The organism is Micromonospora sp. WMMD1120, assembly GCF_029626235.1.
Classification (GTDB): Bacteria; Actinomycetota; Actinomycetes; order Mycobacteriales; family Micromonosporaceae; genus Micromonospora.
The window spans coordinates 5722191-5736369 of record NZ_JARUBO010000005.1 but is presented as its reverse complement, the minus strand read 5'-3'; the positions used below and the strand labels follow the sequence as shown (position 1 = coordinate 5736369).

General features: G+C 74.5%; 16 protein-coding genes and 1 riboswitch. Of the genes, 6 read left to right on the top strand and 10 right to left on the bottom strand.

What is annotated here, in order from left to right; translation table 11 throughout:
- Position 1 precedes the first annotated feature (1 nt).
- The 5 genes from O7634_RS26550 to O7634_RS26530 form a co-directional block, all read right to left on the bottom strand.
- The gene (locus O7634_RS26550) at positions 2 to 1240 is read right to left on the bottom strand and encodes a phage tail sheath subtilisin-like domain-containing protein (protein WP_278152849.1); all 1239 of its coding nucleotides are present in this window, start codon (positions 1238 to 1240) and stop codon (positions 2 to 4) included.
- A gap of 23 nt (positions 1241 to 1263) precedes the next feature.
- Positions 1264 to 1962, bottom strand: coding sequence for a carboxypeptidase-like regulatory domain-containing protein (locus tag O7634_RS26545; protein WP_278152848.1), 699 nt, complete (start codon positions 1960 to 1962; stop codon positions 1264 to 1266).
- Positions 1959 to 2567, bottom strand: coding sequence for a glycine zipper family protein (locus O7634_RS26540; protein WP_278152847.1), 609 nt, complete (start codon positions 2565 to 2567; stop codon positions 1959 to 1961). Before O7634_RS26540 ends, O7634_RS26545 begins: the two co-directional genes overlap by 4 nt.
- Before the next feature lie 13 nt (positions 2568 to 2580).
- Complete coding sequence (locus O7634_RS26535; RefSeq protein ID WP_278152846.1) at positions 2581 to 2925, bottom strand: hypothetical protein; 345 nt, start codon at positions 2923 to 2925, stop codon at positions 2581 to 2583.
- Positions 2926 to 3066: 141 nt separating this feature from the next.
- On the bottom strand, positions 3067 to 3858 hold the full coding sequence (locus tag O7634_RS26530; RefSeq protein ID WP_278152845.1) for a DUF3153 domain-containing protein: 792 nt from the start codon (positions 3856 to 3858) through the stop codon (positions 3067 to 3069).
- A gap of 169 nt (positions 3859 to 4027) precedes the next feature.
- Between O7634_RS26530 and O7634_RS26525 the strand changes: the two genes are divergently transcribed.
- Positions 4028 to 4492, top strand: coding sequence for an NUDIX domain-containing protein (locus O7634_RS26525; RefSeq protein WP_278152844.1), 465 nt, complete (start codon positions 4028 to 4030; stop codon positions 4490 to 4492).
- On the opposite strand, the gene O7634_RS26520 is transcribed toward O7634_RS26525, so the two are convergent.
- Positions 4462 to 5625 (bottom strand): FAD-dependent oxidoreductase, encoded by a 1164-nt coding sequence (locus O7634_RS26520; RefSeq protein ID WP_278152843.1) that lies wholly within the window; start codon positions 5623 to 5625, stop codon positions 4462 to 4464. The two genes, O7634_RS26525 and O7634_RS26520, sit on opposite strands and share 31 nt — an antisense overlap.
- A 68-nt stretch (positions 5626 to 5693) precedes the next feature.
- Here O7634_RS26520 and O7634_RS26515 point away from each other — a divergent pair, with 68 nt between their 5' ends.
- Positions 5694 to 6323, top strand: a complete 630-nt coding sequence (locus tag O7634_RS26515; protein WP_278152842.1) for a TetR/AcrR family transcriptional regulator — start codon at positions 5694 to 5696, stop codon at positions 6321 to 6323.
- The gene (locus O7634_RS26510; RefSeq protein ID WP_278152841.1) at positions 6320 to 7471 is read left to right on the top strand and encodes an FUSC family protein; all 1152 of its coding nucleotides are present in this window, start codon (positions 6320 to 6322) and stop codon (positions 7469 to 7471) included. Before O7634_RS26515 ends, O7634_RS26510 begins: the two co-directional genes overlap by 4 nt.
- Before the next feature lie 111 nt (positions 7472 to 7582).
- On the opposite strand, the gene O7634_RS26505 is transcribed toward O7634_RS26510, so the two are convergent.
- Complete coding sequence (locus O7634_RS26505) at positions 7583 to 8572, bottom strand: LacI family DNA-binding transcriptional regulator (protein ID WP_278152840.1); 990 nt, start codon at positions 8570 to 8572, stop codon at positions 7583 to 7585.
- Between the two features lie 159 nt (positions 8573 to 8731).
- Here O7634_RS26505 and O7634_RS26500 point away from each other — a divergent pair, with 159 nt between their 5' ends.
- A complete protein-coding gene (locus tag O7634_RS26500) occupies positions 8732 to 9976 on the top strand; it encodes an MFS transporter (protein WP_278152839.1) in 1245 nt (414 codons plus the stop codon).
- Positions 9977 to 10049: 73 nt separating this feature from the next.
- Positions 10050 to 10949: an aldo/keto reductase gene (locus tag O7634_RS26495; RefSeq protein ID WP_278152838.1), complete on the top strand. Its 900-nt coding sequence runs from the start codon at positions 10050 to 10052 to the stop codon at positions 10947 to 10949.
- Positions 10950 to 11143: 194 nt separating this feature from the next.
- Here O7634_RS26495 and O7634_RS26490 read toward each other — a convergent pair whose 3' ends face one another.
- The 3 genes from O7634_RS26490 to O7634_RS26480 all read right to left on the bottom strand — a co-directional run bounded on the left by O7634_RS26490 (position 11144) and on the right by O7634_RS26480 (position 13002).
- Positions 11144 to 11644 (bottom strand): hypothetical protein, encoded by a 501-nt coding sequence (locus O7634_RS26490; RefSeq protein ID WP_278152837.1) that lies wholly within the window; start codon positions 11642 to 11644, stop codon positions 11144 to 11146.
- Between the two features lie 67 nt (positions 11645 to 11711).
- Positions 11712 to 12428 (bottom strand): hypothetical protein, encoded by a 717-nt coding sequence (locus tag O7634_RS26485; protein WP_278152836.1) that lies wholly within the window; start codon positions 12426 to 12428, stop codon positions 11712 to 11714.
- Positions 12421 to 13002 (bottom strand): RNA polymerase sigma factor, encoded by a 582-nt coding sequence (locus O7634_RS26480; protein WP_278152835.1) that lies wholly within the window; start codon positions 13000 to 13002, stop codon positions 12421 to 12423. The genes O7634_RS26485 and O7634_RS26480 overlap by 8 nt, the downstream gene beginning before the upstream one ends.
- A gap of 118 nt (positions 13003 to 13120) precedes the next feature.
- Here O7634_RS26480 and O7634_RS26475 point away from each other — a divergent pair, with 118 nt between their 5' ends.
- Positions 13121 to 13456: a hypothetical protein gene (locus tag O7634_RS26475; RefSeq protein ID WP_278152834.1), complete on the top strand. Its 336-nt coding sequence runs from the start codon at positions 13121 to 13123 to the stop codon at positions 13454 to 13456.
- Between the two features lie 549 nt (positions 13457 to 14005).
- Positions 14006 to 14135, top strand: a riboswitch (cobalamin riboswitch).
- The last annotated feature ends 44 nt before the right edge of the window (positions 14136 to 14179 follow it).

Sequence of the window (14179 nt, the reverse complement as noted above, 5' to 3'; positions counted from 1 at the left end):
GTCAGCCTCCGATCGTCTCGGTCTCGGTGCCGCCGGCCCACTGGCTGAGCTTGAACACCACGAACTCGGCGGGCTTGACGACGGCGATGCCGATGTGGGCGATCACCATGCCCGCGTCGCGGACGTCGGGCGGGTTGGTCTCCTCGTCGCACTTGACGAAGAACGCCTCCTCCGGGCTGCGCCCGAGCAGCGCCCCGTCGCGCCACACCCGGGTCAGGAACGCCCCGATGTCACGCCGGATCGAGCGCCAGAGGGTGAAGTCGTTGGGCTCGAAGACCATCCACCGGGTGCCGTTGGCGATGGCCTGCTCGATGGCGATGCTCAGCCGCCGGACGTTGAGGTAGCGCCACTCGCTGGCCTCGGCGGCGAGCGTACGGGCGCCCCAGACCCGGATGCCCTCGCCGGCGAAGTAGCGGATCACGTTGACGCCCTTGGGGTTGAGCACGTCGTGCTCCGGGCGGGTGACCAGGTAGCCGAGGTCGACGGCGCCGCGCACGGGCTCGTTGGCCGGCGCCTTGTGCACGCCCCGCAGGGCGTCGGTGCGGGCCCAGATGCCGGCCAGGTGCCCGCTCGGCGGGGTCAGCTCCAACTCGCCGCTGATCGGGTCGCGGACCCGTAGCCAGGGGTAGTAGAACGCGCCGAACTCGGACTGCCGCGGCCGGTACGCGGCCCCCTCGTGTCCGCCGGAGCCGCCCGGCTGCCCGGAACCGCCGCCCGTACCCTCGGCGGGTTTGGGGGGTTTGCCGGAGGACGGGGTGGCGACCCGGGTCAACGCGGAGATGTCGTCGATGTCCGGCGCCGGGTCGCAGATCGCGACCATGGTGCGGGTGCGCTCGGCCATGCTGAGCAGCGCCTCGTGCGACACCGGGTCGTGGAAGCCGGGGGCGGCGAGGATGGAGATCTCGTCCACCGCCTCCAGCAGTTGCAGGCCGCCGCGGCGCTGCCCGGTGCCGGTGATCGCGCCGCCCTCGCCGACGTTCACCACCCAGCAGCGCGCGCCTCCGTTGTCCAGGAAGCCGAACACCGCCCGGGCCAGCGGGGTGCTCTCCACCCGTTCGCCGTCGGCGAAGAGCCGCAGGAACTCCGTCCAGTTGTTGACCGGCACCGCCCTGCCCAGGTGGGCGCCGCGGTTCGGCGCGACGCCGACGAAGGCGGCGATGCTGGTGCTCACCGGGCCGATCGGTCGGGCGCCGCTGGGGACCTCCTCGACATAGATGCCGGGGGAGAAGTAGCTGGGCATCGGGCCTCCTGTGCCTGTGGGTGTCAGTGGTTCGGGGGCGCGCAGACGATGACGATGTCGGGCTCGGCGGGGTCGACGTCGGCGGTGAGGACGAGCCCGCGCCCGGTCAGCCGCAGCCGCACCGGGCCCGGGTGCTCGGGGTCGTCCGGGACGCCGGCGATCCGGAACCGGCCCTGCGGGTCGGTGCGGGTGGCGGCGCCGGTGGCGGGAAGCTCGACCCGCATCGCGGCGAGGGGCTGCTCCTCGGGGCCGACCACCCGGCCACTCAGGCTGCGGACGGTGAGGTGCCGCAGCCGCAGCGGTCGCAGCACCGGCGGCGCGGCCGGGGTCGGGTGGTCCACCTGCGCGGGCACGTCGATCAGCAGCGCCGGTCGGGGCGTCGCGCCGAAGGCCGTCCACAGCGGTGGGTCGCCCGCGTCCAGGGTGACCGGGTAGACGCCCTCGCGGGTCGCGGCGGTGAGTACCCGGTCCAGCCGGGCCAGTCCGGCCGGTCCGGTCACGCAGAGCAGGTAGCGGATGGTGAACCGGTACGGTTCGCGGACCGCCCCGCTGGAGCGGGTCTGTCGGGTCGGGCGCAGCTCCATCGGCCAGAGGGTGAGTCCGCCCGTGTCGTCGCATGCCCGGGGCGGACCGATCGGGACGGCTTCCCCCGCCGCGCCGGTCAACCAGGCGACCAGCTCGGTCGTTGCCGTCTCGATCGGTCCGCTGTCGGGGTGGGTCATCGCGGCGGCGTTCCCTGGATCCGGTACGCGATGGCCTCGTTCCACACGTGCGGGTACACCCCGATCTCGAAGTACCTGGTGAAGCGGTTGATCGGGGCGTTGGTGTGGTCGTGGTAGAGCAGCCACACCGGGGCGATGGTGAACAGCACGTAGTTCGCCAGCACCAGCGGGATGTAGAGCGGGCCGAGCAGGCGACCCTGGAAGATGTGCACGTCCTCGTGCCGCTGGATGCCCGAGCTGGCGCCGGCGCAGACGGTGCCGATGGTGGTGGCGTAGCGGGGCGAGACCCCCTCCACCACGCAGACCCGGCCGCTGCCCAGCGAGGTGGGCCGGTCCAGCGAGTGCCCGAAGACGAGGTGCACGGTCAGGTAGACCGCGCCGGCCACCGTGTTGAGCAGGCTCCAGGTGTGGTCGACGACGAACAGGAAGACGCCGCGGGCGTCCGGGGCGTACACCCCGGCGGACGCCACCGACCAGCCGAAGACCGCGCCGACGACCAGGCCCACGGCGGCGCCGATCAGCAGGCCGACCGGGCCGCCGACGAGGAAGCCGAGCAGGGCGCCGAGGCCGACCTGGACCGCCGCGCTGAGGATTCCGAAGACCATGACGGCACCCCCCTCAGACCCAGGAGCGGAAGATGCGGGGCTCGCGCCCCTGGGCGACCTGCGTCGGCGACGGCTGGGTCGCCTGCCGGTTGCCGGGCGGGAACTGGTTGACGCCGAGCGCGGCGGAGAAGATGACGAGCGCGTTGAAGAACGCGATGACCCACTTCTCGCCGCCGGCGTCGTCGGCGAACGCCGCCGTCCCGTAGGACAGCAGCAGCGCGATGGCGATGGCGATCCACTTGCGGAGCTTGTCGCCGCTCGGGCCGATCAGCCCGCCGATGACGTTGGTGGCCAGCAGGGTCGCGGCGCTCGCGCCGGCGATGGTCCCCAGGGCGGCCCAGGTGAAGAGATCGTTCACGGCGATCCCCCTTCTGCGATGGTGCGACCGGGATGTGGTGGTGAGGTGCGGCGCTCCCGACGGGGAGCACCGGTGCCGGTCGCCGTCGTCTCGGGGGCGGCCGGGGCCGGGCGTGGCCGGCCGCGCCGGCCACCGGGTGGATCAGCCGGGCCCCGGGGCGCCGGCGGGTGGGCCCGGCGCGGTCGGGCCGGGCGGGGTCGCGCCGGGCGCGGCCGGCGCCGCCGGGTGTCGGCGACGCACCAGGAGTACGCCCACAGCGGCGAGCAGCAGCAGGAGGAGCACACCGCCGACAACGAGCAGCCAGGGGAACCCGCCCGCGTCGTCGGTGGCGGCGGCCGGCGGGGCGGAGGGCCGGGGTGGCGCCTCGGCCACGGCGCGCAACTCGGCCGGCTTGTCCTGGTTGGCGTCGACCTTCCAGCTGACCGACCGGCCGTTGACGGTGCCGTTGCTGTCGATCACCCGGCCGGGAAATGTCACCGAGATCTCGAACGACATCAACTTGAGGAAATTCTGCTGGTTCTGCGGATTCTGTTCGGCGACCTTTCCGCCGTATTTCTTCGGGTCCAGAGGCAGGGTGAACCGGTAGAGGTCGCCGTCCCGGACGAGTTTCACGCTGTCCGTGTCGAAACCGGCGAGCGGCGCCTTCCGGTAACTGATCTGGGAACCGTAGTAGGTGTCGTCCTGATAAAGGGTCTCCTCGCCGGCGGGCAGCGCCGGGATGTTCTGCCGCAGCTCCGCGAAGGCCACCGGGACGGTCTTCTTCTGCGACGTCAGCACGGACTTCTGGGCGGTCAGCAGCAGCTGTCCGTCGACAGTGTCGTCGGCGTTGACGGTGAGGCCCATGTTGAGTTGCATGCAGCCGCTCAGCGCGGCGAGAAGGACGAGGCACACCGCGACGCGGAGGGCCGTACCGCGGTTGACTCTCCTGTTCATGCGCTCAGTGTGTGTGATCCATTTCACCATCGGCAGTCAGCGATCGGTCACAACGAAGTCGCCGATTGTACCGACGGGCTGTCCCCTCTGCTCACTGTCGGTGGGACCCAAATGAGTAGGCTGGAATATTGCCGCCACGCTGGTTCTGCCCGGGTCGTAGGCTGACCGGATGGAGATGATCGCGTGCGTGGTGCTGGTGGATCCCGAGGGCCGGTTGCTGCTGCAACTGCGTGACGCGCAGGCGACGTACCACCCGAACATGTGGGGGCTGCCGGGCGGTCACGGCGAGCCGGGGGAGACGCCGGAGCAGGCCGCCGAGCGGGAGCTGTGGGAGGAGACCGGCCTGCGCCCCGACGGCCCGCTGCGTCCGCTCGCCGTGCAGGAGTTGCCCGAGGTGGCCCGGGTGAAGCACTACTTCCTCGGCACCACCCGGGCACGGCAGGAGGACGTGGTGCTCGGTGAGGGCGCGGCGATGGTCTTCGTCAGCGGCGCCGAGGTGCTCGACGGCCGTCCGTGGACGCCGGGCACCGTGGAGGTGCTGACCAGTTTCCTCGCCTCGCCTGACTATCCGGCGTCGATGCGCCGGGCGGCCGGCGGGCCGACTCAGCCCGCCGGGGGGCTCCAGTCCGCGTAGCGGGCCATGCCGCGCAGGGTGGCCCGGCCCGGGGTGAGCCGCAGCGCGATGTCGCGCAGAGCGAGGGCGACCGGGTTGCGCAACTGCTGTCCGAACCGCCCGGCGGTGAAGGAGGCCCGGGCGACGGACTGGCTCCGCGGTCGGCGCTGCGCGTCGTACGCGGCCAGCGCGCCGGGCACGTCGGCGGCGCCGCCGGCGCAGACCGCCCCGAGCACCACCGCGTCCTCGATCGCCTGCCCGGCGCCCTGCCCGAGGTTGGGTGTCATCGGGTGCGCGGCGTCGCCGAGCAGCGCCACCCGTCCCCGCACGTACGAGGGCAGCGGCTCGGCCAGGTGGTAGATGTCGTGGCGGAGCACGACCTCCGGTGGGGTGGCCGTGAGCAGCGCCGGGATCGGGTCGTGCCAGTCGCCGAAGCGCTCGCGCACGGCCGCCAGCTCGTCCGGGGCGTGCCCGCCGGGCGGGGTGTTCACCGCGGCGTACCAGTAGAGCTGGCCGGCGCCGATCGGCACCATGCCGAACTCGGCCCCCGGTCCCCAGGTGATGGCGGCCGGGACCGGGTCGGGAAACGCGATGGCCGCCCGCCACGTCGTCGAGCCCGCGTACACCGGGTCGGGGTGTCGCGGCCAGAGCTGGGCGCGGACCCGGCTGCGCAGGCCGTCGGCGCCGACCACCAGGTCGGCGGCGAGGGTGTGGCCCCCGTCGGTCCCCCGGTAGCGCACCTCGGCCCGGTCCGGGCCGGGCTCGACGTGCTCGACGGTGGCGTCGGTGTGCACCGACGAGGCGGGCAGGGCCTCGCGCAGCGTGCGGTGCAGGGTGGCCCGGTGCACGCCGAGCGCCGTGGTGCCGAGCTGCCGGACCATGTCGGCGGCGTCCACCCGGGACAGCCACCGCCCGTGCCGGTCGCGGATCCCGCCGGGCGCCTCGCCGTGCCCGCCGTCGCGCAGGGCCGGGCCGAGGCCGAGGGCGTCAAGGGCGCGCACCGCGTTGGCCATCAGGCTCAGCCCCGCCCCCACCTCGCGCAGCTCGGCGGCGCGCTCCAGCACGGTGACCCGCCACCCGTGCCGGTGCAGAGCGAGCGCCGCGCTCAGCCCACCGATGCCGCCGCCCACCACGACCGCGTGTGAGTCGTTCATCTCCATCCACCCTTCTACACCTGTAGAAGCGGGATACTACCTGCGGACCAGGAGCAAGGAGAAGCACTGTGACGGCCCGCACCAACCGGATCGCGTTGCTCACCGACGCGGCCATCGAGCTGATCGCCGACGGCGGCATGCGGGCGTTGACCCACCGCGCGGTCGACAGCCGCGCCGGGATGCCACCCGGCACCACCTCGGCCTACCTGCGGACGCGACAGGCGCTGATCGAGGCGGTGGTGGGGCGGCTGGCCGAGCGGGACCGGGCCGATCTGGAGGCGTACGACCTGCCCACCGAACCGCCGCCCCCGACGCCGGGACCCCGGCTCGACAGCGCCGCCCTCGACGCGCTCGCGGCCGGCGTGGCCGAGGTGCTCGACCGGTGGCTGACCGTCGGCCGGAGCCGGACCCTGGCCCGGTACGCGTGCCTGCTGGAGGCGGTGCACCGGCCCGAGCTGCGGGGCATCCTGCACCACGGCACCGGCCAGCGGGAGCAGGCGCGGGACCTGCTGAGCCGGGCCGGCGCCACCGACCCCGAGCGGCAGGGCGACCAGTTCGTCGCGTTCGTGGACGGCCTGCTCTTCGACCGGCTGGTCGGCGCGGGCGCGCTCACCGCCCCCGAGCCCGGCAGCGCGGCCAGCCGCGCCGACCTGGGCGCCGCCGTCCGTACCCTGCTGCGCGCCCTGAGCGGGACATGAGCCGGATGCCGCGGAGGATCGGCACGGCCCGGTTCGGGGGCCTGCGCACGGCCGCCGGGCGGCTGCGGCACGGTTGGCGGCCGGTGCTGGAGGCGACCGGCGCGGCGACAGCGGCGTGGCTGCTGGCCACCCGGCTGCTCGGGCATCCCCAGCCGTTCTTCGCGCCGGCCGCCGCGCTGATCGTCCTCGGTCAGGCGCGGGGGCAGCGGGTCCACCGCGCCGTCGAGGTCATCCTGGGCGTCGCCGCCGGGGTGCTCGTCGCGGACCTGGTGGTGCAGGCCCTCGGACCGGGCAGCACCTGGACCGTGGGCACCGTCATCCTGCTCACCGTCCTGCTCGCTGTGGCGTTCGGCGCCACCGGCGTGACGCTGGTGCAGGCCGCGGTCTCCGCGCTCTACCTGGTCGTGGTCGCGCCGCCGGACGGGTCGCTGGTGCCGTTCCGGTTCGTCGACGCGCTGGTCGGCGGCGCTGTCGCGCTGGCGGTCAGCCTGCTCGTCGACGCCCGGCACCCGCTCGCCCCGCTGGTCGCCGAGGTGCGCCGCACGTTCGACGAGTTGGCCGGGTTGCTGGGAAGCATCGCCGCAGCCCTGGACCAGGGTGACGAGGCGGCCGCGCTCGCCGCGTTGCGGCAGGCCCGGGGGATGGACGCCCGGGTGGACGGGCTGCGCGACGGCGTGCTCGCCGCCGGTGAGGCGCTGCGCCTGCACGTGCGCCGACGCCGGCACATCGGCCGGCTGCGGTCGGTGGACGAGTCGATCCGCCAGATCGACTACGCGGTGCGCAACGTGCGCGTGCTGGCCCGCGCGGGCGTCACCCTCAGCCGGCTGCACACGTCGACACCGCCCGAGCTGGGCGTCGCGCTGCGCTGCCTGGCCGAGGCCGTCCGGCAGGCCGGCGCCGCCCTCGCCGCCGACCTCGACGGTCACGACGAGACCGCCGACGAGCACGCCCGCCGGGCCGACGAGTCGGCGCTGGCCGCCGTGCACACCGCCGGGCAGCTCTTCGGCGCCACCCAGGCCCTGCCGCTGGCGATGATCATCGGTCAGGTCCGGGCCACCGCCATCGACCTGCTGCGCGGCGTCAACCCCGAGGACGACGTCGCCGTCCTCGCCCGCGTCGACGACGCCCTCGGCCTGCCCCCGCTCTGATCCCGCGCGGCGCGGCGGGCGGCGGGCGTGCGGCGGGCGCGCGGTTCGCGTCGTCGCGCCCACGACGACGCACGCCCGGCGGTGGACGGCGGGCTGCCGGTCGCCCCCGCCTCAGGCGCTGGCCCTCGCCACCAGCGTGGACGGGAAGAGCGTCACCCGGGCGGCCGGACGCCCGTCGAGCAGCGCGCTGGCCGCGGCCATGGCGATCCGCCCCACCGGGTGACTGGCCGTGGTCAGCGCCGGGGTGGTCAACCCCGCCAACGGGATGTCGTCGAAGCCGGCCACCGCGACATCCCCGGGCACCCGCGCGCCGGCGTCCCGCAGGCCCGCTATCACCCCCAGCGCCGTGTCGTCGCTGATCGCGTAGATCGCGTCGAGGTCCGGCCAGCGGAGCAGCGCCTCGCCGGCCGCGACCCGGCCACGGGCCGCGGTGAAGTCGCCGGTCAGCACCCGCTCCGGCAGGCCGGCCTCGCTCATCAACCGGCGGAACGCCCGCACCGGCCGCTGCGCGCAGGGCAGCCACCGGGGGCCGGTCACCATGGCGATGCGGCGGCGACCCGTCGCGTACAGGTGCCGCAGCACCGCCTCCGCGCCGGCGGCGTTGTCCACGTCGAACGACGGCACGCTCGCCGAGCCGACGCCGATCGACACCACCCGGCCGGTCAGCGACCTCGGCACTGCCGCCAGCAGCTCCTCGGTGGTGTTGACCAGGATCACCCCGCACACGCTGCGGTCCCCGTCGAGCTGGTGGAGGGCACGCGGGTCGCCGAACGGCAGCCAGTGCAGCGCCACCCCGACGCCGGCCGGCGTGCAGACCCGGGCGGCCGACCCGACCACCTGGTGCACGTACGGGTCGTCCAGCACCGCCTCGCTGGTGCCCAGGACGGCCACCACCAGGCGTACGCCGTTGCCCCGGACCAGCGCCCGGGCGGCCGGGTTGGGCACGTAGCCGAGTTGGTCGACAGCGGCCGTGACCTGTTGCCGCGCGGCCGGCGAGGCGAAACCGGTGCCGGCGATCACCCGCGACGCCGTGGACCGGGACACCCCGGCGACCCGCGCCACGTCCTCGAGGGTGGCCGGCCGGTGTGCCGCTGCCGTCATCGTCGCCTCCTGCCGCGGCCCGTCCGGTCGGACAAAACGCTGCGCCCATCATGCCCCGCCCGGACCAGCGCCGGTGAGGGGCGGTCGCGGGTTGTGGTGGTAGCGCTCTCAGGTGTGCGATCGTGCCAGGAGATCACCCCGAGAAAGAGGAACACCCCAGTGAGCGCCCCCACCACCCGGCCCGAAGCCCCGCACGGCGAATCGCCGTCCCCGCGCGCGGTTCGGCTGGCCCGCAACGCCGTCGCCGTCACCTTCACCCTCAACGGGCTCGCCGTCGGCAGCTGGTTCTCCCGGGTCCCGGCGGTCCGCGACGCGTTGAACCTCACCGCCGGCCAGCTCGGGCTGCTCCTGCTGGCGATGAGCGTCGGCGCGCTGCTCGCCATGCCCACCTCCGGTCTGCTCGCGCAACGACTCGGCGCGGCCCGCACCGTCACTGTGGCGACCATCCTGGTGGCGCTCGGCCTGACCGTGGCCGGGGTGGGCGCGACCCAGACTGGGTCGTTCGCCGTCGTCGCCCTGGGCCTGGTCACCTTCGGGTACGGCTCCGGCGCGTGCGACGTGGCCATGAACGTCGAGGCGGCGGCCGTGGAGCGGCGGCTGGGCCGGACGATCATGCCCCGCTTCCACGCCGGGTGGAGCCTCGGCTCGGTCGCCGGAGCGGGACTCGGCGCCGGCGCGGCACGGCTCGACGTGCCGGTCGGCGGTCACCTCGTCGCGGTGGCGGTGGTCGTGCTCGCCGGCACGGTCCTCGCCGCCCGGACGTACCTGCCACAGGGGAGCGACCACACCGGCGACCCGGCAGACGCCACCCCGGCGGCCCGCCGCCGCGCCCAGCTCGCCGCCTGGCGCGAGCCCCGTACCCTGCTGATCGGTCTGTTCGTGCTGGTGGCGGCGTTCACCGAGGGCGCGGCGAACGACTGGCTGGCCGTCGCGTTCGTGGACGGCCGGGAGATGAGCGAGGCAGCCGGCGCGGCGGTCTTCGGTGTCTTCGTCGTGGGCATGACCCTCGGGCGCACGGTCGGCACCGTCGCGCTGGACCGGTGGGGCCGGGTGCCGGTGCTGAGCGCCACCATCGGGCTCGCCGTGGTCGGCGCCGGCCTGGCCGTGCTCGCCGGGTCCGGGCCGGTGGCCATCGTCGGCGTGGCGCTGTGGGGGCTCGGCGCGTCGCTGGGCTTCCCCGTCGGGATGAGCGCGGCCGCCGACGAGGAGGCGCACGCGGCGGTGCGGGTGAGCGTCGTCGCGGTCATCGGCTATACCGCGTTCCTGGGCGGCCCGCCGCTGCTGGGTCTGCTCGGCGACCAGGTCGGCACTCTGCGCGCCCTGCTGGTCGTGCCGGTCCTGCTGCTGCCGACCCTGCTGCTGGTGCCGGTGCTGCGCCCGGTGGCGTCTACGGAGAAAAACTAACCCATACCGGTGCCGAGCGGTATCGGGCGCGCGGCCGACTGCGCCGCGCACCAGGGCTCGTTACCGTCGCCCGATGCCAACCGACGAGATCACCGCCGCCGCGGCGGGCACCTGGACCCTGGGCGACCGCACCGTGCGCCGGATGGGCTTCGGGTCCATGCGGATCACCGCGAACCCGGACCGCGACCGGGCCGTCGCGGTGCTGCGGCGCGCCGTCGAGCTGGGCGTCAACCACATCGACACCGCCGCGTTCTACGTCTCGCCCGGCGGCACCCTGAGAGTGGGCACCGGCCCGGCCCGCTACGCCACCGAGCTGATCCGCGCGGCGCTCAGGCCGTACCCGGAGGATCTGGTGATCGCCACCAAGGTCGGTTTCGGGTACGACCGACAGCAGGGCTTCACCGAGGCACGCACCCCCGCGCAACTACGGGCCCAGGTCGAGGAGAACCTGCGCCGGCTCGGCCGCGACCACCTCGACGTGGTGAACCTGCGCCTCGGCCGGGAAGCGGGCGCGGCGCCGCTCGTCGACCGGTTCGGCGCGCTCGCCGAGCTGCGCGACGCCGGCCTCATCCGGCACCTCGGCCTCTCCAATGTCCGCGCCGAGCACCTGGACGAGGTGGCGGCCGTCGCGCCGGTGGTCTGCGTGCAGAACAACTACGGCGTGGACGCCTACCGGGAGCAGCAGGATGCCGTCGTCCGGCTCTGCGGCGCGCGGGGCATCGCGTACGTGCCGTTCTTCGCGCTGGCCGGCACCGCCCGCGAGGCGGGCGCGGGCGCCGCGCGGAACGCGGCGGTCGAGGCGGTCGCCCGCGCCCACGACGCCACCCCGCAGCAGGTACGCCTGGCCTGGACCCTGCACCAGGGCCCGCACGTGTTGGCCATCCCCGGCACCGGCGACCCGGCCCACCTCACCGAGAACATCGCCGCCGCCTCCCTCCGCCTGACCCCCAAAGACCTGACGACCCTCAGCTAACCCCCCCGCCCCCCGCCCCCACCCCCGGCCCTGTCCCGCGCCTGTCCCTGTCCCTGTCCCTGTCCCTGTCCCTGTCCCTGTCCCCGGTTGATCATGAAGTTGTTGCCACGGACGTCGGCGTGTCGCGGCGATAACTTCATGATCAACGGTGGGCGCGGGGGACGCGGGCAGGGTGGCGAGGTCGGGGTGGGGGGTTATGGGGCGTAGGTCAGGTTTATGGTGTCGGTGTGGCCGGACCAGCGTAGGTTCAGGCGCCAGCAGCCGGCTTCGGGTAGGTCGATGATCGAGGGGCCGGGGCCGCCGGCCACCTCCCGGGTCACCGTGGTGTCGGTGCCGTCCCGCGTCGCCGTGATCACCAGGGTCGCCGGTGCCGCCGGGTCGGACGACGCCGTGGTGGCGCGGGCCACCCACAGGATCTTGTTGTTCGACCCGTCCGTGCGGGTCACCCGCAGCGGATGGGCGAACAGCACCGCCACGATGTCACCCTTCGCCCCGAAGACGTGCGGCGGGCGGGTGTCCCCGTGGAACCCGGCGTCCGCCCAGTCCGGCAGCGCGCCGGTCTCCACCCGGGTCGCGCAGCCCGCCGGGCTGGCGGTAGCGCCCGACGACGGCGTCGCGGCGTCGCTGTTCGCGGTGGTGCAGCCCGCGATCAGGACCGCCGTGGACGCGGCCAGCGCCCTGCTCCACAAACCCATCTCACCCCTCCGGTACGTGTCGACGAATCTGCTCTGTCGACACCGCCCGGGGCGGCCGGGTTCCCGCTCACCGCAGCGATTGGGCGATCTCGATCGCCCCGGCCTTGGTCAGGGCGCCCTCCAGCCGGTAGCTGACGTCGTCGTCCTGCCAGATCAGCGTCGAGCCGGCCAGCCGGGCGGTCTCCCGGCGGACGTCACCCGCCCGGTCCACGTAGGAGAGCACGTGCGGGCCGTCGACCCAGATGGCGAAGTCGCCGTGGACCTGGGTCCAGTCCACCCCCGGTGGCGACACCTTCTTGTGGAAGGACAGGTCGAGACGCCCGTCGAACGCGTCGACGCGTACCGCGCCCCGGTCGTAGAGCAGCGTCGCCACCCGGTAGCGGCCGTCGGCGTCCGGGTCGGCGACCAGCACCCGCTCGGGCGGGCCCAGCACCGCCGGCACCCGGATCGGGAACCGCACCATCCGTCGCGCCTCGTCCAGGGTGACGGCCCGTTGCCCGGGTAGCGGCGACGGGGTGGCGTCGGGTGGCGTCGGGGCGGGCCCGACGGCGACGCGCACGCCGGCGAAGCGCAGCAGCCCGGTGACGGCGTCGGCGACGGCCGCCCGGGTCGGCGGCGTCACGGCCACCACCAGGGCGACGACCGCCGCCGCTGCCACCGGACGCCACCGCCGCCGGGGCGCCGGCTTCCCGAGGCGTACGCGGACCCGGGCCCGCACGTCGGGCGGATCGGGCGTGTCCAGCCAGCCGGCCAGCTCGCGCAGCTCCCGTTCGAGCTCACCCATGCCGGATCCCCTCCCGGTCGAGCAGGCCGCGGAGTTTCGTCAGCGCCCGGGAGGTGCGCGACTTCACGGTGCCCCGGGGCCAGCCGAGCATCCGCGCTGTCTCCTCCTCGGTGAGGTCGAGGAAGAACCGGCAGACGATCACCTCGCGGTCGCGTACCGGCAGTTGTCGCAGGGCCTCCACCAGCGCGGCCCGGCGCTCCCCGGCCAGGACGGCGTCGAAGGCCCCGTCCCCGGCGACATCGGCGTCCGGGCGCGCCGCCGCGGCCCGTAGGACGAGCCCGTCGCGCCGGCCACGGGAGCGGTGCAGGTTGCGGGTCTCGTTGGCGACGATCGCGAGCAGCCAGGACCGGAAGGACCCGTCGCCGCGATACCGGGCCAGCGTGCGGTACGCCTTCACGAACGCCTCCTGGACGACGTCCTCGGAGTCCGCGCCGGCACCGAGCAGCACCGCCGTCCGGTACGCGGACGCGGTGTGCCGAGCGACCAGGAGGTCGTAGGCCTCCAGGTCACCGGCCTGAGCGCGGGTGACGAGCGCGTCGTCGTCCAGGGCGACCTCCGTTCGCAGCACCCTCATGACACCGGTCACCCGCCGGTGGTTCCATCCGCCGTGGGTCAGCCTGCTCCCATCCGGCACGCAGCGTATTGCCAGGTTGCGGTGCTGAACTGGAGGGCGTCGAGGAGAGGGGCGGGTCATGGGCTGGTTCAGTCGCCGGTCACGGGGCGTCGAGGCGACCCCGACGAAGCTGGATCGGGAGGCGACCCGCGACGACCTCGCGGCGCTGGAGACGTTCGTCACCACCCGGCGTGGGGTGGAGTTCTACCTGGAGCCGGAGACGACGGCCACGGACACCACCGTGGTGGCGATCGCCCACGACGGCGAGTGGATCCGTCGCCGGACCGGCACGCCGCGCGCGGCGGGGAGCATCGCCCGAAAGCACGCGGTGCCGCTGTACGAGGCGGCGCGCACCGGCTATCCGGAGCGGATGCGGGTGTGGAACCGCGCGCACCCGGAGCGGCGCGCCCGCTGAGACCGGACGGCCCGGGGGTGGCCTGGACGGCTGACCGGGACCGGCGGGCTCTGCCCAGCGTCGATCATCACACTGCCCGGTCCGTCGGTGACCATGGCGAGCCGGTCGGAACCGCCTCCCGGCCCGGGTCGCCCGGACAGCGTCGGACCCGACCGGCGAGGTGCCGGATTCGCACGGCGACGATGATGATCGACCTCCGGGATCGACGGCGGACGGTGGCCCGGCCCGCGCCGATCCGAGGTGACCGGGCCGTCGCGCGCCCGCCCGGCGGGATCGTCGGCGCAGGCCAGAAGGGGCGCTCGCGCGGCCCCGAACAGCCATGCGCGTCCTTTGCTCTGCTTATCCCGACGCACCGGTGACGGTCGGTCACCGGTGCGTCCGGGTAGGCAGAGCAAAGGGCGTGGGGGATCGATCCGGGGCGCTGCGTGGCAGGCGTCGACGCGCAGGCCGATCGACAACTGGCGATGGTTGGCGCCCGCCTGGCAGGGCCCGGGCCGGCGTTGACCGGCGGCGCGCGGGTGTGGCAGCATTCGCGGCCTGACGGCAGTGAAGGAAGTCGGTGCGATTCCGACGCGGTCCCGCCACTGTCACCGGGGAGTGATCCCCCCTCGTGAGTCACGACCGTGTGTCTGCGGTTGGAAGGCCGGGGGAGAGCGTCGATCCGGAAGCCAGGATACTTCGGCCGTCGGGATGTGCCCCAGGGCGTGGACACCCGAGGAGGAC

Excerpts from the sequence above, each read along its gene's own strand:
- O7634_RS26525 (WP_278152844.1), top strand. The coding sequence starts at position 4,028 with ATGGAGATGATCGCGTGCGTGGTGCTGGTGGATCCCGAGGGCCGGTTG.
- O7634_RS26485 (WP_278152836.1), bottom strand. The coding sequence starts at position 12,428 with ATGGGTGAGCTCGAACGGGAGCTGCGCGAGCTGGCCGGCTGGCTGGAC.
- O7634_RS26495 (WP_278152838.1), top strand. The coding sequence starts at position 10,050 with ATGCCAACCGACGAGATCACCGCCGCCGCGGCGGGCACCTGGACCCTG.
- O7634_RS26480 (WP_278152835.1), bottom strand. The coding sequence starts at position 13,002 with ATGAGGGTGCTGCGAACGGAGGTCGCCCTGGACGACGACGCGCTCGTC.
- O7634_RS26545 (WP_278152848.1), bottom strand. The coding sequence starts at position 1,962 with ATGACCCACCCCGACAGCGGACCGATCGAGACGGCAACGACCGAGCTG.
- O7634_RS26530 (WP_278152845.1), bottom strand. The coding sequence starts at position 3,858 with ATGAACAGGAGAGTCAACCGCGGTACGGCCCTCCGCGTCGCGGTGTGC.
- O7634_RS26540 (WP_278152847.1), bottom strand. The coding sequence starts at position 2,567 with ATGGTCTTCGGAATCCTCAGCGCGGCGGTCCAGGTCGGCCTCGGCGCC.
- O7634_RS26520 (WP_278152843.1), bottom strand. The coding sequence starts at position 5,625 with ATGAACGACTCACACGCGGTCGTGGTGGGCGGCGGCATCGGTGGGCTG.
- O7634_RS26510 (WP_278152841.1), top strand. The coding sequence starts at position 6,320 with ATGAGCCGGATGCCGCGGAGGATCGGCACGGCCCGGTTCGGGGGCCTG.
- O7634_RS26490 (WP_278152837.1), bottom strand. The coding sequence starts at position 11,644 with ATGGGTTTGTGGAGCAGGGCGCTGGCCGCGTCCACGGCGGTCCTGATC.
- O7634_RS26505 (WP_278152840.1), bottom strand. The coding sequence starts at position 8,572 with ATGACGGCAGCGGCACACCGGCCGGCCACCCTCGAGGACGTGGCGCGG.
- O7634_RS26475 (WP_278152834.1), top strand. The coding sequence starts at position 13,121 with ATGGGCTGGTTCAGTCGCCGGTCACGGGGCGTCGAGGCGACCCCGACG.
- O7634_RS26550 (WP_278152849.1), bottom strand. The coding sequence starts at position 1,240 with ATGCCCAGCTACTTCTCCCCCGGCATCTATGTCGAGGAGGTCCCCAGC.